The following is a 22635-nucleotide window of genomic DNA, read 5'->3' as shown; positions in this document are numbered from 1 at the left end:
GAAAAGGTCCGTGCCTCTCGCCTGACGGTTCCTGACTGGACATTTTTGGGCCGCTCGGCGCAAAGCGCCGCGTTTTCTCTTCGTGGGCTGGCGTTCGCCGCGCGGCGGCTCGCTGAGCCAGGACGTCGCGCGCTGTCGGCTAGAGCCGCTCCACCGTCAGATTGCCGTTGGTGTAGACGCATATGTCCGCCGCGATGGCCATGGCCCGTCGTGCGACGGTCTCCGCATCCAGCTCCGTGTTGTCGATCAGGGCGCGGGCGGCGGCCAGCGCATAGTTGCCGCCCGATCCCACGGCCGCGACCCCATATTCCGGCTCCAGCACGTCCCCGACGCCCGTGACGGTGAAGATGGCGTCCTTGTCGGCCACCAGCAGCATGGCCTCCAGCCGCCGCAGATAGCGGTCCGTCCGCCAGTCCTTGGCCAGGTCGACGCAGGCGCGCGCCAGCTGGTCCGGATACTGCTCCAGCTTGGCCTCCAGCCGCTCGATCAGGGTGAAGGCGTCGGCCGTCGCTCCCGCGAAGCCGGCCAGCACCTTGCCCCCCGCCAGCGTCCGCACCTTGCGCGCCGCGCCCTTGACGATGGTCGGCCCCATGGAGACCTGGCCGTCGCCGGCGATCACGGTGCGGCCATCCTTGCGCACCGCCAGAATGGTGGTGCCGTGCCAGTCGGGGAATGAGCTCTGGGTTTGGGTCATCCCGCGCAGATGGCGACCGAAATGCGGCGAGGCAAGCGCCGGTGTCTCGAAAGCTTTGCAAAAACAGCGTCCGAGCGTAGCCATATTCCCACCCATGTAACCCGTTACATGGACAAGGTTGGACCCTTGCTCTTCGAAAATCGAGACAAAACTTTGCTATACCGCGTCATCATCGCCGCAGAGACTGTTGGCTCGACCGGCGTTTCGACCCTTTCGATCGCGCAGATTCTGGGTGTGTCCGAGCGCAACAATCGCCGTGACGACATCACTAGCGCGGTGATGTTCCTGGATGGCTGGTGTCTGCACGGCCTGGAGGGGCGTCGCGCGGATCTTGATCGTCTGCTGCGTCGCCTGTCGGAAGATCGTCGCCTGAGAAACATCAGGGTTCTGGTCGACAAGCCGATCGACCAGCGGTCGTTCTCGGAGCCCATGCTGCTCTGCGATGACCCGCGCGGCATGTTGGCCGCTGTTCACCTGGCCGATCTGGCCGAGGTCACCGCCAACCACGCCGAGCGCATCGTCGAGCTCAAATACGCAGCGTGACGCAGGGCTTGACCGCCCCTATCTGGGGCGGATGAGCTTTTCCCCAGACGAGGTTGAACGCTACGCCCGCCACCTGGTCCTTTCCGAGGTCGGGGGCCCGGGCCAGCAGAGGCTGAAGGCCGCGACCGCCGTCATCGTGGGTGCGGGCGGGGTCGGGTCTCCTGCAGCCCTCTATCTGGCCGCGGCGGGGATCGGGACGCTCAGGATCATCGATGGCGACGTCGTCTCCCTGTCCAACCTTCAGCGCCAGATACTGTTCGCTTCCGCCGACGTCCATCGACCGAAGGTCGAGGCCGCGTTCGACCGCCTGAAGGCGATCAATCCTCATGTGCAGGTCGAGGCGCTGAACCCCCTCCTGACGACGGACAACGCCGCCTCGGTCATCGCCGGCGCCGATGTCGTGCTGGACGGCACGGACGACTTCCAGACCCGCCACATCGTCAACGCCGCCTGCGTCTCGGCGGGCGTCCCGCTGGTCTCAGGCGCCCTCGGTCGTTGGACCGGCCAGGTCGGGGTCTTCGCCGGGCGACCCTGCTACCAATGCCTCGTCCCCGATGTCCCGCCCGACGCCGAGACCTGCGCGCGCGTCGGCGTGGTCGGTGCTCTGGCGGGGGTGATCGGCTCCATGGCGGCGCTGGAGGCGATCAAGCTGATCGCCGGGGCGGGCGAACCCCTGACCGGGCGACTGATGCTTTACAACGGCCTCGACGCGACCAGCCGGGTCGTCGCCGTCACGGCCGATCCGGCCTGCCCCGTGTGCGGCCGCCACTGACGGACAAGAGAGCAAATCACGTCGAACATATTTTCTGTTCGACAGTCTGATCCCGCTCTCGTCAGGCAGGCGTAAGTGAGGCGTTGATTTTCGCGCCTTGGTTCGCCGGCGCCCTATGCTTCCCGGTCACGGTTCGCGGTGAGGGCGACCGCCAGCGCATCTGTCCGTTTCGTCCGGTTCGTCATGGTCCTTTCGTCAGGGCGAACGGACGAAAAGAATAGGGGCGCACGATCCGATCGTGCACCCCTTTCTAGTCTCCAAATCCGAAGGCGCGGTCGCGCCTCAGTCCGGACGCGTGCGCTTCTTGCGGAACGACGGGTTCAGGATCTGCTTGCGCAGGCGGATCGACTTCGGCGTCACTTCCACCAGTTCGTCGTCGGCGATGTAGGCGATGGCCTGTTCCAGCGACATCTGCCGCGGCGGCGTCAGGCGGACGGCCTCGTCCTTGCCGGAGGCGCGGACGTTGGTCAGCTGCTTGCCCTTGATCGGGTTGACATCGAGGTCGTCCCAGCGGGCGTTCTCGCCGATGATCATGCCCTCGTAGGTCTTCTCGCCGGAGCCGACGAACATGACGCCGCGGTCTTCCAGGTTCCACAGGGCGAACGCCGCCGTCTCGCCGTCCGAGTTGGAGATCAGCACGCCCTTCAGACGGCCGGGGATGTCGCCCTTGTAGGGTTCGTAGTGGCTGAACACGCGGTTCAGCACGCCCGAGCCGCGCGTATCGGTCAGGAACTCGCCCTGGTAGCCGATCAGCGACCGCGACGGGCATTTCAGCTGGATGCGGGTCTTGCCGGCGCCCGACGGGCCCATGTCGGTCATCTCGGCCTTCCGGGCCGACAGCTTCTCGATGACGATGCCCGAGAACTCGTCGTCGACGTCGATCATGACGTCCTCGATCGGCTCCATCTTCTCGCCGTTCTCGCCGGTCTGGAACACCACGCGCGGACGCGAGATCGAGACTTCGAAGCCCTCTCGACGCATGTTCTCGATCAGAACGCCCAGCTGCAGTTCGCCCCGTCCGGCGACCTCGTAGGCGTCGCCGCCTTCGGTCGTGGTGACGCGGATGGCGACGTTGGCCTCGGCCTCCTTCAGCAGGCGGTCGCGGATGACGCGCGATTGGACCTTGTCGCCTTCGCGACCGGCCAGCGGGCTGTCGTTGACCGAGACAGTCATCGAGATGGTCGGCGGGTCGATCGGCTGGGCGGGCAGCGCCTCGGTGACTTCCATGGCGCACAGGGTGTCGGCCACGGTCGCCTTGGACATGCCGGCGATGGCGACGATGTCTCCCGCTTCCGACCCCTCGTCCAGCGGCTGGCGCTTCAGGCCGCGGAAGGCCAGGACCTTGGTGATCCGGCCGCGCTCGATTTCCTTGCCCTCGCGGTCCAAGGCGTGGATCGCCATGCCCGGAACGGCCTTTCCGCTCTCGATGCGGCCGGTCAGGATGCGGCCCAGGAACGGATCGCTCTCGATCAGCACGCTCAGCATGCGGAACGGCTTGTCCTTGTTCGCCTGAACGGCCGGCGGCGGCACGTGGTCGACGATCAGGTCGAACAGGGGGGCCAGGTTGTCGTTCGGGACGTCCAGGTCCAGCGTCGCCCAGCCGTTGCGGCCCGATGCGTAGATATGCGGGAAGTCCAGCTGCTCGTCGGTCGCGCCGATGGCGGCGAACAGGTCGAAGGTCTCGTTGTGCACGCGGTCCGGGTCGGCGTGGGCGCGGTCGACCTTGTTGATGCACAGGATCGGACGCAGGCCCATCTTCAGAGCCTTGGTCAGCACGAACTTGGTCTGGGGCATGACGCCCTCTTCGGCGTCCACCAGGATGACGCAGCCGTCCACCATGCCCAGGATTCGCTCGACCTCGCCGCCGAAGTCGGCGTGGCCCGGGGTGTCGATGATGTTGATGCGGGTCTCGCCGGCTTTGCCGTTCCAGAGCACGGAGGTGCACTTGGCCAGGATGGTGATGCCGCGCTCTTTCTCCTGATCGTTGGAGTCCATGGCGCGCTCGGTCGTCGCCTCGTTGGCTCGGAACACGCCCGACTGGGCCAGGAGTTGGTCGACCAGGGTCGTCTTGCCGTGGTCAACGTGGGCGATGATGGCGACGTTGCGAAGGTTCATATCGATCGTTCAATGCGAAAAGGCGGCCGACAGGGTTTCGGGGGCCGCTCTGGGAATGGCGTCATGGGGAAGCGCGCGCCTCATACAGGCCTCGCGCCGGAAACGCCATAGGCCGCTAAGATGGCGAGCGTTTGACAGGGCTCCGGTCGTAGAGCAGCGTTCGGATCTGATCTTTGGGAGCGGCCGAATGAAGCGTTTCATCGTGGTGGGGGCCGTGGCCCTGATGTGTGCGGGCGGTGCGGCGGGGGCCCAGGACCCGGTCTCGCCTGAGGTCGGCGCCGAGATTGTCGCCGCGCGCCAGGCGGCCTTCATGATGTCGGGCGTGACCGTGGGTTCGATCAAGGCGAGCCTGGATTCAGACGCTCCGGCCCAGTCGATGGGCTTCAGCTCCAACGCCCTGAAGCGCTGGTCGTCGTCGATGACCAACCTGTTCCCTGCCGGGACGGGACCCGACGCCGTCCCCGCGACGCGCGCCAAGGCCGAGATCTGGACCGACTGGACCGGGTTCAAGTCCAAGGCCGACGACTATGCCGCCGCCGCCGCCCGGCTGCAGGAGCTGATCGCAGCGGGCGACAACGCCGCCGCCCTGGAGCAGTTCAACGTGGTGCGGGCGTCCTGCCAGGCCTGTCACGACGCCTATCGGTCCTGAGTCCCCTCAGGATCAGCCAGGCCGCCGAGGCCTTGACCGCCGCCCCGATCAGAAAGGGCGCAACTCCACCCTCAAGCGCGTCTGTCCAGCCGATACCGTGCGCCAGCCACGCCGCGCCGGGCAGCAGGATGAGCAGATGGGCCGCGCTCAGGACGCCGATCCCCATGACAGGGCGAAGGAGCCAACCCCGCTCGCCCGCCGCCCCGCAGGCCCAGGCGGCCAGTACGAACCCGGCCAGATAGCCGGCGGTCGGCCCGGTCAGGGCCTCGATCCCGCTCCGCCCTTCGGACAGCACGGGCAGGCCGAGAGCGGCGGCGCCCAGATACAGCAGCATCGCCGCCACGCCGAGACGCGGACCCAGCGCCCCGCCGGCCAGGACGACCGCGAGGCTCTGCAGGGTCATCGGCACGGGGACCATCGGCAGGCTGACCTGCGCCCCCGCCGCCGTCAGGACAGCGAACAGCACGACGCCCAGGGCTTTCACCCCGGGCGCCTTCCGTCTTTCGCTTGTCGGGATCGGACTCAGACCTTGGCCGAGCGACCGCGCACCCAGGCGTAGAGGGCCACGACCAGCACCGCGAAGGCGACGATTCCCGCCGTCATCGCCGGCCAGCTGTCTCCGACCGGGAAGAAGCGGGCGAAGGGCTCGTCATCGCCGGTGCCGACGATGATCCCGGCGGTCATGACCAGGAACAGGCTCTCGCCCACGATCAGGCCCGAGGCCAAGAGCACGCCCATGCGGCGTCCGACGTCGGCGAAGCGGGTCGTCTTGATGGCCCGGTCGTAGAACCAGCCGCAGACGGCGCCGATCACCAGCATCGTGGTCACCGCGGCCGGCAGGTAGAAGCCGATGCCGACGGCCAGCGGCGGCAGCTTGACCTTGCCCCTGGTCGAGGCGTTCAGGGCCATGTCCAGCAGGATGATGACCACGCCGATCACCGCGCCGATGCCGATCAGGTCCCAGCGCAGATCGCCGCCGATGACGCCGCGCGCCAGGGCCGAGATCAGGGTGGCCTGAGGCGCGGCCAGCGGCTCGGCCGCGATGCCGGCCGGTCCGCCTTCGAAGCCGAAGGCCTTGTTCAGCAGGTTCAGGATCAAGGGGATGACGATGGCGCCGGCGCCCACGCCGACGATCAGGGCCGTCTGCTGGCGCCAGGGGGTGGCCTCGACCAGTTGCCCGGTCTTGAGGTCCTGCAGGTTGTCGTTGGCGATGACGGCCACGGCGAAGACCACCGCCGTCACGATCAGGGCGAAGGCCACGACCGACGGGTCGGCGGGCAGGCCGGCCACGGCCAGCACGCCCAGCATCAGGACCGAGGCGATGACGATGGCCAGGATGCCGACGCCCGACACGGGGCTGTTCGACGACCCGATCAGGCCGGCCATGTAGCCGCAGATGGCGGCCACGGCGAAGCCGATCAGGATCACATAGACCAGCCCGCCGGCGACCAGCAGCAGGGTCGAGCTCGCCAGCGTCGGATTGCCCTGGGCGAAGAAGGCCAGGATGCCGCCGATGCCGATCAGGCAGGCGACCGACAGGCCGGCGACGATGTTGATCGGAATGTCCTGCTCGGTCCGGTCCAGAACCTCGCCCGAGTTTCGGCGCCGGTTGGCGGCGAGCGCCGACGTCAGTCCGCCGATCAGCGGCCCGGCCAGTTTGATCAGGGTCCAGATGGCGGCGACGCCGATGACGCCGGCGCCCATGAAGCGGACCTCGTTGCGCCAGACGGTGACGGCCAGCTCTTCCGGCGGGGCTCCGGCCGCGACGGTCGAGGCGATGGACGAAATGCCGTGCGAGGCCAGCCAGGCGACCACGTCGGGCGATGTCATCAGGGGCACGAAGACGAACCAGGCCACGATCAGGCCGAACAGCTGGGCCAGGCCTACGGTCAGGCCGATCAGGTGGCCGGCGCCCAGAAGCGCGAACTGCATGCCGAAGCCCATGCCTGTCGCGCCGCCGCCGAGACCGGCGGGAAGCTTGACGAACTTGGCGGCCTCGCCGGCGAACACCTTGCCGGCGACCAACAGGGCGTAGCCGGCCGAGACCAGCGAGCCCACGATGACGACCCAGAGCCCCGCCTTGTTCTCGCGCACGGCGCTGTCGGTCTGTTCCGCTCCGCGCGAGCCCACGGTCAGAACCTCGGCGGCCGCGACGCCCTCGGGGTAGGGCAGGTTCGCCTCGACCACCAGGGCGCGGCGCAGCGGAATGGAGAAGGTCACGCCCAGGACGCCGCCGAACACGCAGATGAGCACCGATTCCCAGAACGGGAACTCCATCCACCAGCCGACCATGACCAGGCCCGGCAGGACGAAGATGATCGAGCTCATGGCCCCGCCGACCGAGGCCACGGTCTGGACGGTCATGTTCTCCCAGATGGTGGAGGTCTTGAAGGCCCTGAGGATGGCCATGGAGATGACCGCCGCCGGAATGGCCGAGGCGAAGGTCAGCCCGACCTTCAGCCCCAGATAGGTGTTGGCGGCCGTGAACACGACCGCCAGCAGACAGCCCAGAATCAGGGCGCGGAATGTAAGCTCGACGCGCTTCTTCGGCGCGACTGCGGGCGTATCGGTCATCAGGCGGTCCCCTCGAACAAGCCGCAGACCTAATCCCGAAACGTCGTCGCTAGCAACGCTGCGGCGCAGAAGAGGTTTGCGCTAGCGCTGCACCCACTGGCCTGAGGCGTTGCGATACCATTGGCCCGAGGTGATGCGGGGCAGCAGCTGGCTTTCGAACATTCGGGCGGCGGCGACCTCGGTGGAAGTGCCGACGTCGGCGGCCGAGGCGGCATAGGCGCGGCGACGCGCGCTGTTGGTCGCGGTGATCGCGGTCTGAACGTCGGCGCTGACCGACGTGCGGACCCCGACGTAGCCGTCGGCCTGTTCGCCGACGGTCCCGGCGGACTTGGCGGCGTCGATCAAAGACTTCTGGGCGGGGGTCTGGGCCATCGCGGCTCCGGCGGCTACGCCCAGCGCCACCACGGCGGCGCCCAGAACGAAGAGCTTGCGGAAGGTCATGTGAGACGTCTTTTCCATCAGAACAGATTGGGATTTTCGGCCAGCAGGTCCTGCAGCTCGCGATCCAGCCGCACCCGCACGTCGGCGTCGAGTTTGGCGTAGATCTGGATCGGCGCGACCTCCAGCCGGACGGTGGGGGTGCAGGCGCCCGTGAGCGTCGCGGCGGCGAGCGCCAGAAGTCCCAGTCGGGCGGTGCGGGTCAGAGAGGGGATCATGCGGCGGTCTCCGAAGACATCAACGCTTCTACTGACGCGAGGGATGCGCCAGCGGGTGTGAACGGGTTCTGAACGCTCAAGGCTGGCCGTCTTCGGCGTCGCCGTTCCGGGCGCGATTGACGGCCAGGAGATCCGAGACGAGCTGATTCAGGTTCAGGGTGGTGTCGAGCGTCAGGTTGATGCCCGTGCCCGACGGCAGGGGCAGTGTCCGATTGAGGAACTGGCGACTGATCAACTCGGCCAGGGTGAGGCGCAACTCCTGTCGCTGAGGCGGATCGTGCCGCCCGACGATATGGAAGCGCACCCCCAGCCGCCCGCCGTCCTGACTGTCGACGTCCGCCGTCAGAGTGTCGAAGGCCAGGTTCTCCATCGCCTGGTAGGCCAGGTCCTCGACCGTATTGGGCGGCACGTCCCCTCCGCCGCCGGCCTCGAGGTCCGTCAGGGCGTCGCGCTTGATCGACAGTCGTCCCGGTTGGGCGGCGTAAAGGGTTCCGCCGCTGATCCGCACGCCCGTGTCCGGGTCCGAGGTGAAGGGGATGCGGCCCGAAACCACGGCGTCCAGCTCGACCCTGTCGCCGAAGCCCGAGCCGGCGATCAGGTCTCCCAGCTGCACCCGGTCGAGGACGACGACGCCGGAGAACGGGCGGCGATCCAGGGGAACGGAGAAAGGCTCCACGCTCACCGTGCCGCCCGCCGCATCGATCTCCCCGCCCGCGATCGTCAAGGCCGCCTTGTCGAGCGAGAAGGTCACGTCGAGATCGGTGAAGTCGGCGATCGATTCCAGCGTCGCGATCCTCAGGGTCTGGTTGGGGGCCGTGGTCAGGGGCGCCAGATTGGTGAACTCGATGGTCCCCGAAAGCCCTTTCACCCCTCCCGCCGGGCTGGTGAAGTCGAGGCCCGGAATGACCAGCCGGCCCGAACTGGTCCCGGCGTTCGGGTCCTTGTTCCAGTTCAGTCGGCCCATGAACGAAGCCGAGCCGGTCGCCGGCGACTGGACGAAATCGGCGGCCAGGGGCGACAGGTCCGAGGGCTGCAACCCCTCCTCGGCGAAGACCAGATCCGGCGCGTCGATGACGATCCCGCCCTCTCCGGTCAGGCCGTCGTGCGCCAGGGTCAGCCGACCCAGCGTCGTCTCGTTTCGCGCCAGGTCGAAGGCGCCGCTCCACTGTTCGTCGGCCAGCCTCGCCGTGCCCGAGGCGGTCAGGACGTTGAACCGGCGCGGCCGGGTCGCGTCCTCGACATGGGCCGAGGCGACGGTCGCCTCCAGCCCGAGGCCCGCCTTGGAGCCCGTGGCGAAGGCCGTGCCCTGCACGTCCTCGAACTGCATGGCGAGGAAGGGCGCCGAGGCCTTCACGTCTGTCAGCCGCCCGCCGGCGCGCCAGCGTCCGTTCTGGGACACCACCAGCGGTCCGCCCGAGGCGCACAGGCCGCCGGACAGGTCCATGACGTCGTTGGCGTCCAACTCCAAGCGCTCGGCCGTGAAAGTCAGACAGTCGGACGCGGCATAGGTCAGCCGCCCCCTATTGGTCGCCAGCACGCCCCGCGTCCGGACGTCCAGCCCGCGCGCCAGGCCGAAGTCGAGCGCCGCACGTCCGTCCAGCGTCGCTTCGAACCCGCCCGCCGTCAGCCGCCACGCCGGAACCGCGAAGGTCGCCTCGGGCAGGCCTCGCCCGCGCGTGGCGACGACGTTCAGCGCCCCGCCGCCCCGCTCGCCGGGCCGTGCAGAGAAGATCGGCGTGGCGACGGGATTGACGGTCAGGGCGCCGCCGTTGGCCGGGGTCACCCGCGCCGCGCGGGGCAGGGTCACCGCCACACCCGCCTCGCCGCTGCTCAGTCTCAGGGCGGGAATATCAACGGCGAAGGCCCCGAGCGCCCGCTTCATATCCGCCAGTTCCGGCACGTCGTCGCGCGTCACCGGCCCGAACAGAGGCCAGGCGCCTCGCGCCGCGTTCAATGAGCCGGTTACGATCAGGGCCTCGCGCCGTCCCGAGGCGAAATCGAGATCGAACCGTCCGGTCGTCTGGTTCAGTTGCAAAGTGTCGAACGCCGCCCGCGCGAGCCGCGCCGACAGGGCGCCCGAGGCCTCGACCCCGCCCCCCGAACCACTCAGAGCCAGCCGCGGCGAGGTCGCGTCCGCATCCGTCAGGACCAGATCGCCCGCCCGGCCTGACGCGGCCCGCAACCGCGCCGGTCCCTCGACGCTCCAGTCGAAGCCGTCGGCGCGACGCAACCGGGCGACCCGCGCCTCGTTGGCCGTCACCTCGGCGCCCCGTGCGCTCAGGCCCGGCGCCGTCAGGCCGGCCGCCCGCAGCCGTGTCGAGGCCGTCCCATTGAAAGCCAGGGTCTCGATCCAGCCGCTGGTCTGTCCATCGGCCGCGAGCGCCAGCACCGCACCGCTCGCCGAACTCTCGCCCACCGCCAGCCGGTCGCCGGACAGGGTCAGGTCGACGACCGCCCGCCCGTCGCCGCGTCGCGTCTTGAAGTCGGGGTAGGGCAGGTCCGCCGTTCCCGACAGCCGCACCCCGTCCCCGCCCACGCCCGGCGCCGCGAACCCCTCGGCGTTCAGATCGACCCGCACCGCGACCCGGTCGCCCCTAGTGGTCAGGTCCAGCGACCCGGCCAGCCCGCGCGCCTCGATGTCCCCGCTCTTCAGCGCGGCCGACGGCATTCGCGCCGCGAGCCGCATCAGCTTGCCGTCGTCCACTCGCGCATCGGCCAGCAGGGATACGGGGCCGTACTCGGTGTCGAGCCTCAGCCGCCCGGTCTCGACGATGACGACAGGACCCCGGCTGTCCGGCCGAGGCGGCTTGCCGGTGAACTCCTCGATCAGGGGATCCAGCGAGCCGAACGAGAGCTTTCCATCCTTCCAACTGGCCCGCACCACCGGCCGCACGAGCCGGATACGGCTTGGCGCCACGCCCAGACCGGTGGAGGACCAGGGCAGGCTCAGCGCATAGTCGACTTCGACCCGCTGGACCGTGACGTCCGGGTCCGCTTCGTCGCCGATCCGCACGCTGCCGACGAAGCCGTTCAACTCCAGCCGTTCGATCTCCACATCGGCCTGGATCCCGCGCTGGTCCAGCCATCCGACCAGCACCTGACGCGCCGCCGCCCGCCGGTTCAGCCAGGCCGCCGCGACCAGCAGCGACAGAACGACAAGGATGACGCCGAGACCGATGCCCGCGGCCCGCGCCACGTCGCGCTTTCGAACGGCCTTCTTCGCTGTGTTCGCCTCGCTCATGCGCCCGCGCCGTTCCTGATCAGGACAGCGGCGCCCTTCAGCATCGTCAAGGTGTGGCGCGGCGAAATGTCCGTTGCCGACAGGCCACAACGAGTGGCGCCACGGTCACGTTGAGTGAAGACGGTCTTCAAGAGGCCTCTGCTTGATTCAAAAGGCACAGAACAGGGTCTGTAACTTTAGTCATAGACTGTCGTCCGACCTGCCGGAATATCCAATCACAGACGGGATTACAGGCGAGCTTGGCCGGGGTTAATCATTTGTAACGACCCGTCTTCCCATGATGGGGGGCAGAAGGTATAGAACGCGCTTCGTGGCCGGGGGGACTTGGGCGCGATCCTTGCTTTCAGTGTGTTGGGCGCCGCGTGGCGTCGTTATATGCCGGGGACCGATGGCCCAGTTCGATCCGCGACGTCAGCCGATGCGTTTCGCGCCTCACCTGCTGACCGCAGCCGCCGCCGTGACGGTGGCCATGCTCGCCGGCCGAGTGTACCAACCCGCCCAGGCCGAAGTCGTTCCCGAACTGACCGCTCTGCAGGTCGCCTCGCTGGAGGCCCGCGCGTTCGACGCCGCCGGGGCCCCCGCCGGACTGACCGCCCCCGAAGCCATTCCTGTCCAGATCCGCCGCGGCGAGACCTTTGAAGAGGCCGTCCGCCGCACCGGCATCGGCGCCGCCGACGCCTCGGCCGTCGCCGCCACCCTGTCCAACGCCTTCGACCTGTCGCAGATGCGCGCCGGCCTGAAGTTCGAGACCGCCATCGCCCGCCCGCGCGGCGGCCGCGGCGACGCTCGCCTGATCGGCCTGACGATGCGCACCGGCCCGGCCAGCCAGCTGACCGTCTCGCGCAGCTTCGACGGCGCCCTGCGCCTTCGCGCTCTGGAGGAGCGTGTCACGCACGAGACCGTCGTCCTGAAATCCGAAGTGCGCGGTTCGCTCTCGGCCACGGCCCAGCGCATGGGCGCCGACGCCGCCGTGCGTCGCAAGGCGACCCAGCTGTTCGCCCACCGCTTCGACCTGGACCGCGACGTCCGCGCCGCCGACGAGTTCACCCTCGTCTTTGACCGTTCGGTCACCGAGAACGGCCGCACCGTCGACACCGGCGACCTGCTGTACGCCGAGATGAAGGGCGTGGTCTTCTATCGCTTCCAGCCCGCGGGCGCCCGTGAGGCCCAGTATTACGACGCCACCGGCAAGAACATGCGCTCCTCGATGATGCGCACGCCTCTGGACCGCGCGGCCCGCATCTCGTCCAGCTTCGGTTTCCGCGTCCACCCGATCTCGGGCTATCGCAAGATGCACCAGGGCATCGACTTCGCCGCCGGCACCGGCACGCCGGTCGTGGCGCCCGCCGATGGCGTCGTCGTCGAAGCGCGTCGCTGGGGCGGCTACGGCAACTGGCTGCGCATCCGTCACGCCAACGGTCTGGAAAGCGGCTACGGCCACCTGTCGCGCTACGGCTCGGGCATCCGCGCCGGGCAGCGCGTTTCGCAAGGCCAGGTCGTCGCCTATGTCGGTTCGACCGGCGCCTCGACCGGTCCGCACCTGCACTATGAAATCTGGCGCAACGGACAGCGGATCAATCCGTCCGGCATCCGCATGGACCAGTCCAGCGTGCTCGAAGGCGCCGATCTGGCCGCCTTCCGCGCCGAGAAGGCCCGCATCGACCGCATCATCGCCTCGGGCGGCGAGCGTCGCCCGACGGTGCTCCAGGCCAATGTCGAAGGCCTGCGCCCGGCGGCGGCTCGCGCCACCTAAGGGTGCCTTAGCGCTTCTACCGCCTCGACCAGCCGCGCCAGGTCGCGCGGCGTCGACAGCCGATGGTCGCCGCCCTCGATGAGGTCCAGCGTCACGTCGCCGCCGGTCAGGCGCGCGACCAGTTCCAGAGCATGGGCTTCGGGCACGATCTGATCCGCACGCCCCTGAAGAATGTGCACGGGCGCCGCGATCTCGATCGGCCGGTCGAGCAGCAGCCAGTCCTTCGCCTCGTCGAACATGCGCTTCGTCAGCGTGTATTCCCCCAGCCCCTCCTCGACGATCAGCGCCTCCCCGTCGCGCAGGATGGCCTGACGCACGTGGTCGGGCAGGGACGGCCACATCAGTTTCTCGGTGAAGTCCTGCGCCGGGTTGATCAGCACCAGCCCCTTCACCGGATCCGGTCGCGCCTGGGCCAGCAGCAGGGCGACCCAGCCGCCCATCGACGATCCGACCGGTATGACCGGTCCTCCCAGGCTGTCGATCAGGCCGATCGCATCCTCGCGCCAACGACCGATGGTGGCCTGACGCCAGTCGCCCGAGGACAGGCCGTGGGCGAAATGGTCATACCGGACGTAGGACCAGCCCCGCTCCCGCGCGGCCGCCTCCAGAGCCAGGGCCTTGGTCCCCTCCATGTCCGACCGGAACCCGCCGATCCAGACGATGGTCGGTCCGGAGCCCTCGACCCGCTTGTAGGCCAGGGTTTCGCGGTCGGGGCGGGTCAGGCGTTGGATGTCGTTCATGACCGTGATCCTCTCGCGCGATGGCTCTTCGCCTGATAGCGAACGGGTCGATAGAAGCGAAAGCGAAACCGCGTGCCGTCCAACAAGGTCCTGTTCGTCACCTCCAACCGCATCGGCGACTGCGTCATATCGTCGGGGATCATCCGCGAGATCTCCCGCCAGGTCCCGGGGGCGAAGATCACCGTCGCCTGCGGCCGCCCGCCCGCGCCCTTCTTCCGCTCCGCCCCCGGCGTCGAGCGCGTCATCATCCTCGACAAGAAGAAGGCCGCCGGACACTGGTTCGACCTGTGGCGCCAGGTCGTCGGAACCCACTGGGCCCTGGTCATCGACATTCGCGGCTCGGCGCTCGCCTATCTGCTGAAGGCCGACCGCCGCGTGATCTACAACCGCAGCCATGAGACGGGCCTCGCCAAGGTCGACATGGTCACCCGGCTGATGGGCGCCCCCGCCCCGCTGGAGCCCGAACTCTTCATCGACGACCGGGCGCGCGCCGAGGCCGCGGCGATCATCGCCCCGGCCCTGGCGGCCGCCCCCGGCCCGATCATCGCCCTGGCTCCCATCGCCCACCAGCCGGGCAAGAGCTGGCCCGCCGATCGCTGGGGCGAACTGGTCGAGAAGCTCAAGGCCGAGCCCCGTTTCGCCGGCTGGCGGTTCATGCCCGTCGGCGGCCCCGGCGACCGCCCGCCCGCCACGCCCGCTCTGGAAGCCGCCGGACTGCTGGCCATCGACTTCGTGGGCAAGGGCGACATCCTGGCCTCGGCCGCCGCCATCGACCGGGCGACCCTCTTCGTCGGCAACGATTCCGGCCTGATGCATGTCGCCGCCGCCGCCGGGAAGCCGACGCTCGGCCTGTTCGGCCCGACCGAATGGTGGCTGTACGGCCCGCGCGGTCCCAAGACCTCGATCGCCGCCTCCAACCCCGTCCGGGGCGAGTTCGCCCCCATCGAGGCCCTGACCTCGGAGCGTGTCTTCGAGGCCGTGATCGCGCTCCATGACGTCTGGGTCGGCGCTCCCGACGCCGCCAAGCCTTGAAGATCGGGCTTTTCGGGCGCATATAGCCCGCCTTGGGGAACGCGGCAGAGCACCGCGCGCTGACCCTTGCAAGTTCGAAAACATAAGGAAACGACGCCCATTCGCCGTCCGATGAACCAGCCGCCCGTCAAGGACGGCCCCCCCATGAACCAGGATATCCGCGCGCCCCGCGTTCTGTTGATCGATCAGAATGGCGAGAAACAGGGGGTCATGCCGACCTCCGCTGCGCTGGAGGCCGCCGAGGAGGCGGGCATGGATCTGGTCCAGATCGTCTCGACGTCCGAACCGCCCGTCGCCAAGATCCTCGACTACGGCAAATTCCGCTTCCAGGAGCAAAAGAAGAAGGCCGAGGCCCGCAAGCGCCAGAAGGTCGTCGAGCTGAAAGAGATCAAGCTTCGTCCGAACATCGACACCCACGACTATGAGGTGAAGGCCAAGGCCATGCACCGCTTCTTCGACGAAGGCGACAAGGTGAAGGTCACCCTGCGCTTCCGCGGCCGCGAGATGGCCCACCCCGAACTGGGCATGAAGCTGCTGAACAAGGTCCAGGAAGACTTCGACGAAATCGCCAAGGTCGAATACGCGCCGCGTATGGAAGGCCGCCAGATGATCATGATCCTGGCGCCGAAATAGGCTCTGACAGATCAGACCACCTCAAACGCCCCGGCATCGTCCGGGGCGTTTTCGTATCCGGCGACCTCGGCTAGAAGGCCCCATGACCGACACGCCCGCCGCACGCGCTCCGAAGACCAAGGCCCCGGCGCTGGCGATGCTGTTCCTCATCGTGTTCATCAACCTGGTCGGGTTCGGCCTGGTCGTCCCGCTCCTGCCCTTCTTCGCCCAGAGCCTGAACGCCGAGCCGTGGCAGATCACGGTCATGTTCTCGGCCTATTCGCTGGGGCAGTTCTTCGCCGAACCCTTCTGGGGCCGTCTGTCCGACCGGATCGGCAGGAAGCCCGTCCTCCTGATCACCCTGGTCTCCAACGCAGTCGGCTATCTGGCGCTCGCCTTCGTGCCGAACATCTGGCTGGCGGTGGCGGTGCGGCTGTTCACGGGTCTGGGCGCCGGCAACATCTCGACGGTCCAGGGCTATGTGGCCGACGTCACGCCCCCGGCCGAGCGCGCCGGGCGGATGGGGATGATCGGCGCCGCCTTCGGCATGGGCTTCATCGTCGGCCCCGGCCTCGGCGGCGTCCTGACCCAGCCGCAACTCGGCCACCTCGGCTATCAGCTGCCGATCTTCGTGGCCTCCGGACTGGCGGCTCTGGCCGCCATCGGCGTGCTCCTGTTCCTCGAGGAAAGCCGCGCCAAGGCCGATCCGGCCGCGCCGCGTCCCGCCTTCATGGCCGGCCTCCGCGACGCTCGCGCCGATCCCGTGGTGTCCCGCGTCCTTCTGGTCACCCTCATCTACATGGCCGGCTTCTCGGCGATGGAAAGCGTCTTCGGCCTCTGGGCCGAGGATCGCTACGCCTGGGGCGCGCGAGAGGTGGGGCTCAGCTTCATGATCGTCGGCATCGTCTCGGCCCTGAACCAGGGCGTCTTCACCGGCAAGCTGGCCAGGCGGTTCGGCGAGACCCGGGTGCTGGCCACGGGCATGCTGCTGTTCGGCGGCTCTCTGGTGCTTCAGGTCCTGGCCCCCGTGGCCTGGTTTCCGGCGGTCTCCCTCGACCTCGGCGCCTTCACCCTGCCCATCGTCCAGGGCTGGAGCATCCCGATCATCATGGCCATCGGCGCCTGCGGCATGTCGATGGCCATGCCTAACATCTCGGCCATGATCTCCAGAGCCACCCCGCCGGATCGTCAGGGCGCCATGCTGGGCCTGAACATGGCCGCGGGCTCGATCGCCCGCATCTTCGGCCCCCTGATCGCCGGCGCCCTGTTCTCGGGCCTCGGCCACGACTGGCCCTTCCTCGTCGGCGCCCTGCTGACGGTCCCGGCGGCTGTCATCGCGGTCAACGCGGGCAGGGCCTTGCGACGGGGTCAGGTGACGGCCCCCATCTCGCAACCCTGACGGATATTCGCTAGAAAGCCTTGCAACAGGGAGTATTCCGATGCGTGGCGTTCGTCTCCTGACCGCGATCCTGGCGATGGCCGGCGCCGCCTTCGGCGGAATCGCCGCGGCCCAGACCGAGGTCTCCGCCATCCCGCCCCTGACGGCCTACGCCGCCTTGCCGGCGGTCTCGAACGTGTCGATCTCGCCGGACGGCGCGACCCTGGCCTATGTGCGACGCGAGGGTGAACAGAACCGCGTCATCGCCCAGACGCGCGGCGGCGAGGTTCTGGCGGCCGTCGAGACCGGCATCATCAACATCACCGGCGTCCGCTGGCTTTCGAACGACCATGTCGCCGTGTCCCGGGTCTCGACCGAGCATTCGCCCCTGGGCGGGTTCCAGGGCGCCTATCGCGCGGTGGAGATCCTGAACGTCCGGACCCGGGGCTATGAACGGGTCCTGCGACGCGCCGACCACAACGCCATCAACACCGTCTACCAGATGTCCCGGGGCGTCTATCGCGGTCAGCCCGTGGCCTGGGTCGTGGCCCCGACCTATGAGAACGGCGACCTCACGACCGATGTCTACCGGATCGAACTCGACACCGGTCGTGGCTGGCGCGAGCTGACCGGGGCCAGCGACACCCGTTCCTACGTCCTCACACGAGACGGTCAGGCGATCGCGCGTCAGGCCTACCAGGCCGACAATGGCCTCTACCGGCTCTCGGCCCGGACCGGTTCCGGCTGGCGCGAGATCATGCAGGACCGCGCGCTTCTGGATGCGCCTTCGGTCTGGGGGCTGGGCCGGACGGCGGACACCCTTCTGGTCAGCACCCACGTCGAAAACGGCTGGCGCACCCGCGAGGTTTCGCTGGCGACCGGCGAGGTCGGCGACACCCTGGATTCCGAGCACAGCATCGACTCGGCCATCTACGCCCCGGACGGGACACTGGCGGCCATCGGCTACACGGACCTGCGCCAGGAGTATGAAATCTTCCGTCCCGAACTGGCGGCGGTCTGGGACACGCTGAAGGCGACCTTCCCGCCCGAGGCGCAGCTGACCTTTGTTTCGGCCAGCGACGACTACAAGGTCGTCGTCCTCTACGTCGAAGCCCCCGGGGAGACGGGCGGCTACTATCTGTTCGACGCCGATCGTCAGCGGTTGTCGATCGTGGGGCGTGCCTATCCCGGCGTGCCCGGCGACGTCGTCGGCGAGGTTCGCCTGATCCGCTACACGGCCGCCGACGGCCGCCAGCTGGTGGGCTATCTGACCCTGCCGCCCGGGCGTGCGACCCGGAACCTGCCGGTGGTGATGTTGCCGCACGGCGGGCCGGAATCGCGCGACACCGCCGGCTTCGACTGGCTGGCCCAGGGCATCGCCTCGCGCGGCTATGCGGTCTTCCAGCCCCAGTTCCGCGGGTCGGCCGGGTTCGGCGACGATCTCACCCGCGCGGGTTATGGCGAATGGGGCCGCAAGATGCAGTCGGACGTCTCCGACGGCCTGCGGTATCTCGCGGCTCAAGGGATCGTGGACCCGTCCCGCGCCTGCATCGTCGGCTGGAGTTACGGCGGCTATGCCGCGCTGGCGGGAATGACGCTCGAGGCGGGAACCTATCGCTGCGGCGTCTCGATCGCGGGGATATCGGATCTGCAGGCCATGCTGCGGGACACCGAGCGCCGCGACTACAGCCGTGGCGACGAGAACGCCGCGATCCGGTACTGGAAGCGGTTCATGGGCGTCGATGGGTCGAACGATCCCCGGCTCGTTACCCTGTCTCCGGCTCGGCTCGTCACGCCCGAGACGGGGCCGATCCTGCTCATTCACGGTCGGAACGACACCGTCGTTCCCTTCGCCCAGAGCGAGTTGATGCTGCGCGCCCTGGGCGGGGAAGGCGAAAGGGCTCATCTGGCCGCCCTGTCCGGTCAGAACCACAGCCTTAGCGATCAGGGCGTCGGCGAGCGGTTGCAGATGCTGACCGAGACGACGGCCTTTTTGGCCCGGCACAACCCGGCCGACTGATGCGGTCCTGATCCAGACTCCGCTTGCGTTTGCGCGCCGGTTCTACTACTAGCCGCGCCTTCGCGTACCGAACCGCCGGGCGAACAGGCATGCCTGGGCGGTTCTTAATCAGGCTGGCGCACGGATTTCGGTCCGAACGGCGGCCCTCTAAGACAGAGAGACAAAATGCCGAAACTGAAGACGAAGTCGGGCGCCAAAAAGCGCTTCAAATTCACGGCCACGGGCAAGGTCAAGGCTGGCGTCGCCGGCAAGCGCCACCGTCTGATCAGCCACAACTCGAAGTACATCCGCCAGAACCGCGGCACTTCGGTCATGGCCGACGCCGACGCCAAGAAGATCAAATCCTACATGCCGTACGCCTGATCGGCGCGCGCATCTGATCTGATCTCAACCCAACGAATTTGAACTCGGGCCTCAAGTAGCAAGCGACCGCGTCGCGCGCGGTAGGCCCCTCCGAAGGAAATAAAATTATGGCACGCGTCAAACGGGGCGTAACGTCCCACGCCAAGCACAAGAAGGTTCTGGAGCAGGCCAAGGGCTTCTCCGGCCGCCGCAAGAACACCATCCGCACGGCCAAGGCCGCCGTCGATCGCGCCGGGCAATACGCCTACCGCGACCGCCGCGTGAACAAGCGCAACTTCCGCGCCCTGTGGATCCAGCGCATCAACGCCGCCGCCCGTCAGGAAGGCTTCACCTACTCGCAGTTCATGCACGGCCTGTCGAAAGCCGGGATCGAGCTGGACCGCAAGGTTCTGGCCGCCATCGCCATGGAAGGCGCGGGCTTCTCGGACATCGCCGCCAAGGTGCGCGAAGCCCTGAAGTAGGACCTTTCGTCTTTGACGAAATGAAGCGCCCGCTCCGTCACCGGAGCGGGCGTTTTCGTTTCGGGTGGGCTAGGGTCGGCGCACAGTCGGAGTGCGCCCATGATGTCCAGACGCCTGATCCTCAGCCTCTGCGCCGCCCTGATGGCCGGGCCGGTCGCGGCCCAGCAGCGCACCGTCGCCGTCACCTTCGACGACCTCCCGTATCAGGCCCCGGCCGAGGCGATGTGCGATCCGGTTCAGGCCATGACCCTGACCCGCGACTTCCTGGCCATGCTGGAACCGCTCGACAGCCATGCGTCGGCCTTCGTCAACGCCGGCAAGGTCTGCGCGACCCAGCGCCCGACCCTGCTGCCGCAGATCCTGAACGCCTGGCTCGACGCCGGCATCGACCTCGGCAACCACACCGACAGCCATATCAACATCCATTCGAACACGGCCGAGGCCTACCTCGCCGACACCGATGCGGGCGCGCCGGAGTTGCGCTCCGTTCTGGAAGCGCGCGGCCGGACCCTGCGCTGGTTCCGCCATCCCTACCTGTTCACCGGAGACACCCAGGCGAAGCACGACGCCATCGCCGCCGGTCTGGCCGAGCGGAACTACACCGTGGCCCCGGTCACCATCGACAACGTCGACTGGATGTTCGCCGACGTCTATCGCAAGGCCGACCGCCTCGGCGACGAGGCTCTCAAGCGGCGGGTGGGCGAGGCCTATGTCGCCTACATGACCACGGTGCTGGATTTCTTCGAACCGTATGGGGCGGAGATCACCGGCGGCCGCGAACCGGCCCAGACCCTGCTGCTGCACGCCTCGACCCTGAACCGCGACTGGTACCCGCAGATCCACGCCCTCTACCTGGCGCGCGGCTATCGGTTCGTGACCCTCGAACAGGCGCTCGAAGACCCAATCTACGCCCACGCCGACACATACGTTCGGCGGAATGGCGTCTCCTGGCTGCACCGCTGGACCCATACGGACGGCCGCCCCATTCGCTGGGAGCCCGAGCCGCCCGCCTGGATCGTCGCGGCCAACGCCGGCACGACCGAGGACCTCGCCGCCGCCATCGCCGCCGGGACCGCCGGGCCCTGATCGCTTTCCGCCCCGCCGGACGTGACGAACGCGCCTCGGATCGCTAGACGGTCCGCACCATGACCGATCTCGCGACCCTCGAACTCGAACTGATCAACGCCATCGGCTCGGCGGCCACCGTCGGCGAGGTCGAGGCCGTGCGTGTCGCCGCGCTCGGCAAGACCGGGACCATCTCGGGCCTGCTCAAGGGCATGGGCGCCATGAGCCCGGAACAGCGCCGGGAACAGGGGCCGATGATCAACGGTCTGCGCGACCGCGTCGCCGCCGCGCTCGCCGACAAAAAGGCGGCGCTCGAGGCCGCCGAGCTCGACGCCCGCCTGCTGTCCGAGACGGTCGACCTGACCCTGCCGGCCCGTCCGCGTCGCAAGGGCGGGGTCCACCCGACCATGCAGGTCATGGACGAGATGATCGCCCTGTTCGCCGAGATGGGCTTCGCCGTCGCCGAAGGCCCGGACATCGAGGACGACTTCCACAACTTCACCGCCCTGAACTTCCCGCCCAAGCATCCGGCGCGGGAGATGCACGACACCTTCTTCCTGAAGCCCGACCCGGAGACGGGCGAGCGCAAGGTGCTGCGCACCCACACCTCGCCGGTGCAGATCCGCACGATGCTGAGCCAGCAGCCGCCGATCCGCATCATCGCGCCGGGCCGCACCTTCCGGAAGGATTCGGACGCTACCCACACTCCGATGTTCCACCAGATCGAGGGTCTGGTGATCGGCAAGGACATCCACATGGGTCACCTGAAGACGACCCTGGAGACCTTCGTCGCGCGGTTCTTCGAGCTGGACGGCGTCGACGCCCGCTTCCGCCCCCACCACTTCCCCTTCACCGAGCCCTCGGCCGAGATGGACATCCGTTGCGACCGCTCGGGCGGCAAGCTGGTGCTGAACGAGGGCGACGACTGGCTGGAGATCCTGGGCTGCGGCATGGTTCATCCCAATGTGCTGCGTCAGTCGGGCATCGATCCGGACGAATGGCAGGGCTTCGCCTTCGGCATGGGCGTGGATCGCATGGCCATGCTGAAGTACGGCGTGCCGGACCTGCGCCCCATGTTCGAGGCCGACGTCCGCTGGCTGGCCCACTACGGCTTCTCGGCCTTCGCCGCCCCCAACCCCGCTTCCGGCCTCAGCTGAGGACACGCCATGACCGACACCGCCTCCGACATGCCCATGCTGACCGGCCTGGGCCGCCGCCTGAACCTGGCGAGCGACTTCTCCAAGCGCGCCTTCGTGAACGAGGACATGGCGCTCTACGAGCTGTTCATGCACTACATGCGCGCCGGTCGCGCCCAGATCGACGGCGTCACCTTCACCGGCTGCCGCATCGAGGGTCCGTCGATCATGCTGATCCTGCCGGGCACGACGTTCGACAACGTGAATTTCGGGGAGTCGCGCGGCGACATCGGCAACATGCTGCTGCGCCCGGTGCGCAACATGGCGATCGGCGCGATCCCGGTGGTCAACTGCACCTTCGTGGGCTGCGAGTTCCACGCCCTGGGCTTCACCGGCAGCGAGAACATCATCAACGAACTGTCGGCGATCCGGAGCGTGACCAATGTTTGATCTCAACAAGACGGGCCCCGTGCCGGCCGACCTGGTCACGCCCCTGGTGTTCGAGAACGTCCGCATTCCCATCGCCGACCTGGCGCTGGCCCTGGACGCCACGGGCGGCCTGCGCGGTCGCCGCTTCGTCGATTGCGTCATCACCGGTCCCGCCGTCGTGGTCCAGGCCGACCACGGCCTGCTGCACAACTGCAACCTTGGCGACGCGTCCGGCGATGTCCGGAACCTGTTCCTGCGCGCGGCCGGCCCGATGCTGGTGGGTTGCGTGGCGCTGAACGACTGCGTGTTCGAAGGGTGTCTGTTCATCGGCATCGGCTTCGCCGGCACGGACGGCTATGTGGACGCGATGGTGAAGTCCCTGTCGCCAGCCAAGGCCTGATC

General features: G+C 68.3%; 22 protein-coding genes. 14 read left to right on the top strand and 8 right to left on the bottom strand.

Features of this window, described 5'->3' with window-relative positions; all coding sequences use genetic code 11:
* Positions 1 to 139: 139 nt before the first annotated feature.
* Positions 140 to 694 carry an ATP-dependent protease subunit HslV gene (gene hslV, locus O5O43_RS13430; RefSeq protein ID WP_271084399.1) on the bottom strand — a complete coding sequence of 185 codons (555 nt, stop codon included), beginning with the start codon at positions 692 to 694 and terminating at the stop codon, positions 140 to 142.
* Between hslV and O5O43_RS13425 the strand changes: the two genes are divergently transcribed.
* Together O5O43_RS13425 and O5O43_RS13420 are read left to right on the top strand one after the other, a co-directional pair.
* Positions 686 to 1237 carry a BLUF domain-containing protein gene (locus O5O43_RS13425; protein WP_271084398.1) on the top strand — a complete coding sequence of 184 codons (552 nt, stop codon included), beginning with the start codon at positions 686 to 688 and terminating at the stop codon, positions 1235 to 1237. The genes hslV and O5O43_RS13425 overlap by 9 nt on opposite strands.
* Positions 1238 to 1268: 31 nt before the next feature.
* Complete coding sequence (locus tag O5O43_RS13420) at positions 1269 to 2009, top strand: HesA/MoeB/ThiF family protein (protein WP_271084397.1); 741 nt, start codon at positions 1269 to 1271, stop codon at positions 2007 to 2009.
* Between the two features lie 282 nt (positions 2010 to 2291).
* Here O5O43_RS13420 and typA read toward each other — a convergent pair whose 3' ends face one another.
* A complete protein-coding gene (gene typA / locus O5O43_RS13415) occupies positions 2292 to 4124 on the bottom strand; it encodes a translational GTPase TypA (RefSeq protein WP_271084396.1) in 1833 nt (610 codons plus the stop codon).
* 187 nt (positions 4125 to 4311) lie between these two features.
* On the opposite strand from typA, the gene O5O43_RS13410 reads away from it, so the two are divergent.
* Entirely contained in the window at positions 4312 to 4773 is a 462-nt protein-coding gene (locus O5O43_RS13410) for a cytochrome c (RefSeq protein ID WP_271084395.1), read from the top strand.
* On the opposite strand, the gene O5O43_RS13405 is transcribed toward O5O43_RS13410, so the two are convergent.
* From O5O43_RS13405 to O5O43_RS13385, 5 genes are all read right to left on the bottom strand, one after another.
* On the bottom strand, positions 4721 to 5257 hold the full coding sequence (locus O5O43_RS13405) for a biotin transporter BioY (RefSeq protein WP_271084394.1): 537 nt from the start codon (positions 5255 to 5257) through the stop codon (positions 4721 to 4723). The two genes, O5O43_RS13410 and O5O43_RS13405, sit on opposite strands and share 53 nt — an antisense overlap.
* A gap of 38 nt (positions 5258 to 5295) precedes the next feature.
* Positions 5296 to 7347 (bottom strand): oligopeptide transporter, OPT family, encoded by a 2052-nt coding sequence (locus O5O43_RS13400; protein ID WP_271084393.1) that lies wholly within the window; start codon positions 7345 to 7347, stop codon positions 5296 to 5298.
* An 81-nt stretch (positions 7348 to 7428) separates the two neighbouring features.
* Positions 7429 to 7788 (bottom strand): DUF1318 domain-containing protein, encoded by a 360-nt coding sequence (locus tag O5O43_RS13395; RefSeq protein ID WP_271084392.1) that lies wholly within the window; start codon positions 7786 to 7788, stop codon positions 7429 to 7431.
* Between the two features lie 17 nt (positions 7789 to 7805).
* Positions 7806 to 8003, bottom strand: coding sequence for a YnbE family lipoprotein (locus tag O5O43_RS13390; protein ID WP_271084391.1), 198 nt, complete (start codon positions 8001 to 8003; stop codon positions 7806 to 7808).
* Between the two features lie 76 nt (positions 8004 to 8079).
* Positions 8080 to 11244 (bottom strand): YdbH domain-containing protein, encoded by a 3165-nt coding sequence (locus tag O5O43_RS13385; protein ID WP_271084390.1) that lies wholly within the window; start codon positions 11242 to 11244, stop codon positions 8080 to 8082.
* Between the two features lie 418 nt (positions 11245 to 11662).
* Here O5O43_RS13385 and O5O43_RS13380 point away from each other — a divergent pair, with 418 nt between their 5' ends.
* Positions 11663 to 12997, top strand: a complete 1335-nt coding sequence (locus tag O5O43_RS13380; protein ID WP_271084389.1) for a M23 family metallopeptidase — start codon at positions 11663 to 11665, stop codon at positions 12995 to 12997.
* On the opposite strand, the gene O5O43_RS13375 is transcribed toward O5O43_RS13380, so the two are convergent.
* Positions 12994 to 13737 (bottom strand): alpha/beta hydrolase, encoded by a 744-nt coding sequence (locus O5O43_RS13375; RefSeq protein WP_271084388.1) that lies wholly within the window; start codon positions 13735 to 13737, stop codon positions 12994 to 12996. The genes O5O43_RS13380 and O5O43_RS13375 overlap by 4 nt on opposite strands.
* Positions 13738 to 13809: 72 nt before the next feature.
* On the opposite strand from O5O43_RS13375, the gene O5O43_RS13370 reads away from it, so the two are divergent.
* The 10 genes from O5O43_RS13370 to O5O43_RS13325 all read left to right on the top strand — a co-directional run bounded on the left by O5O43_RS13370 (position 13810) and on the right by O5O43_RS13325 (position 22633).
* Positions 13810 to 14769, top strand: coding sequence for a glycosyltransferase family 9 protein (locus O5O43_RS13370; protein WP_271084387.1), 960 nt, complete (start codon positions 13810 to 13812; stop codon positions 14767 to 14769).
* A gap of 111 nt (positions 14770 to 14880) precedes the next feature.
* The gene (infC, locus tag O5O43_RS13365) at positions 14881 to 15402 is read left to right on the top strand and encodes a translation initiation factor IF-3 (RefSeq protein WP_271084386.1); all 522 of its coding nucleotides are present in this window, start codon (positions 14881 to 14883) and stop codon (positions 15400 to 15402) included.
* 82 nt (positions 15403 to 15484) lie between these two features.
* Complete coding sequence (locus O5O43_RS13360) at positions 15485 to 16780, top strand: MFS transporter (RefSeq protein WP_271084385.1); 1296 nt, start codon at positions 15485 to 15487, stop codon at positions 16778 to 16780.
* Between the two features lie 40 nt (positions 16781 to 16820).
* Positions 16821 to 18779: a prolyl oligopeptidase family serine peptidase gene (locus O5O43_RS13355; protein WP_271084384.1), complete on the top strand. Its 1959-nt coding sequence runs from the start codon at positions 16821 to 16823 to the stop codon at positions 18777 to 18779.
* Positions 18780 to 18944: 165 nt separating this feature from the next.
* On the top strand, positions 18945 to 19142 hold the full coding sequence (rpmI, locus tag O5O43_RS13350) for a 50S ribosomal protein L35 (RefSeq protein WP_003166435.1): 198 nt from the start codon (positions 18945 to 18947) through the stop codon (positions 19140 to 19142).
* A gap of 107 nt (positions 19143 to 19249) precedes the next feature.
* The gene (gene rplT / locus O5O43_RS13345; protein ID WP_271084383.1) at positions 19250 to 19603 is read left to right on the top strand and encodes a 50S ribosomal protein L20; all 354 of its coding nucleotides are present in this window, start codon (positions 19250 to 19252) and stop codon (positions 19601 to 19603) included.
* A gap of 99 nt (positions 19604 to 19702) precedes the next feature.
* Positions 19703 to 20689 carry a polysaccharide deacetylase family protein gene (locus tag O5O43_RS13340; protein WP_271084382.1) on the top strand — a complete coding sequence of 329 codons (987 nt, stop codon included), beginning with the start codon at positions 19703 to 19705 and terminating at the stop codon, positions 20687 to 20689.
* A 59-nt stretch (positions 20690 to 20748) separates the two neighbouring features.
* Entirely contained in the window at positions 20749 to 21825 is a 1077-nt protein-coding gene (gene pheS, locus O5O43_RS13335; RefSeq protein WP_271084381.1) for a phenylalanine--tRNA ligase subunit alpha, read from the top strand.
* A gap of 9 nt (positions 21826 to 21834) precedes the next feature.
* The gene (locus O5O43_RS13330; protein WP_271084380.1) at positions 21835 to 22254 is read left to right on the top strand and encodes a hypothetical protein; all 420 of its coding nucleotides are present in this window, start codon (positions 21835 to 21837) and stop codon (positions 22252 to 22254) included.
* Complete coding sequence (locus tag O5O43_RS13325; RefSeq protein ID WP_271084379.1) at positions 22247 to 22633, top strand: hypothetical protein; 387 nt, start codon at positions 22247 to 22249, stop codon at positions 22631 to 22633. Before O5O43_RS13330 ends, O5O43_RS13325 begins: the two co-directional genes overlap by 8 nt.
* Positions 22634 to 22635 lie beyond the last annotated feature (2 nt).

The organism is Brevundimonas sp. NIBR11, assembly GCF_027912535.1.
Classification (GTDB): Bacteria; Pseudomonadota; Alphaproteobacteria; order Caulobacterales; family Caulobacteraceae; genus Brevundimonas.
This window is presented reverse-complemented; position numbering and strand designations above follow the sequence as displayed.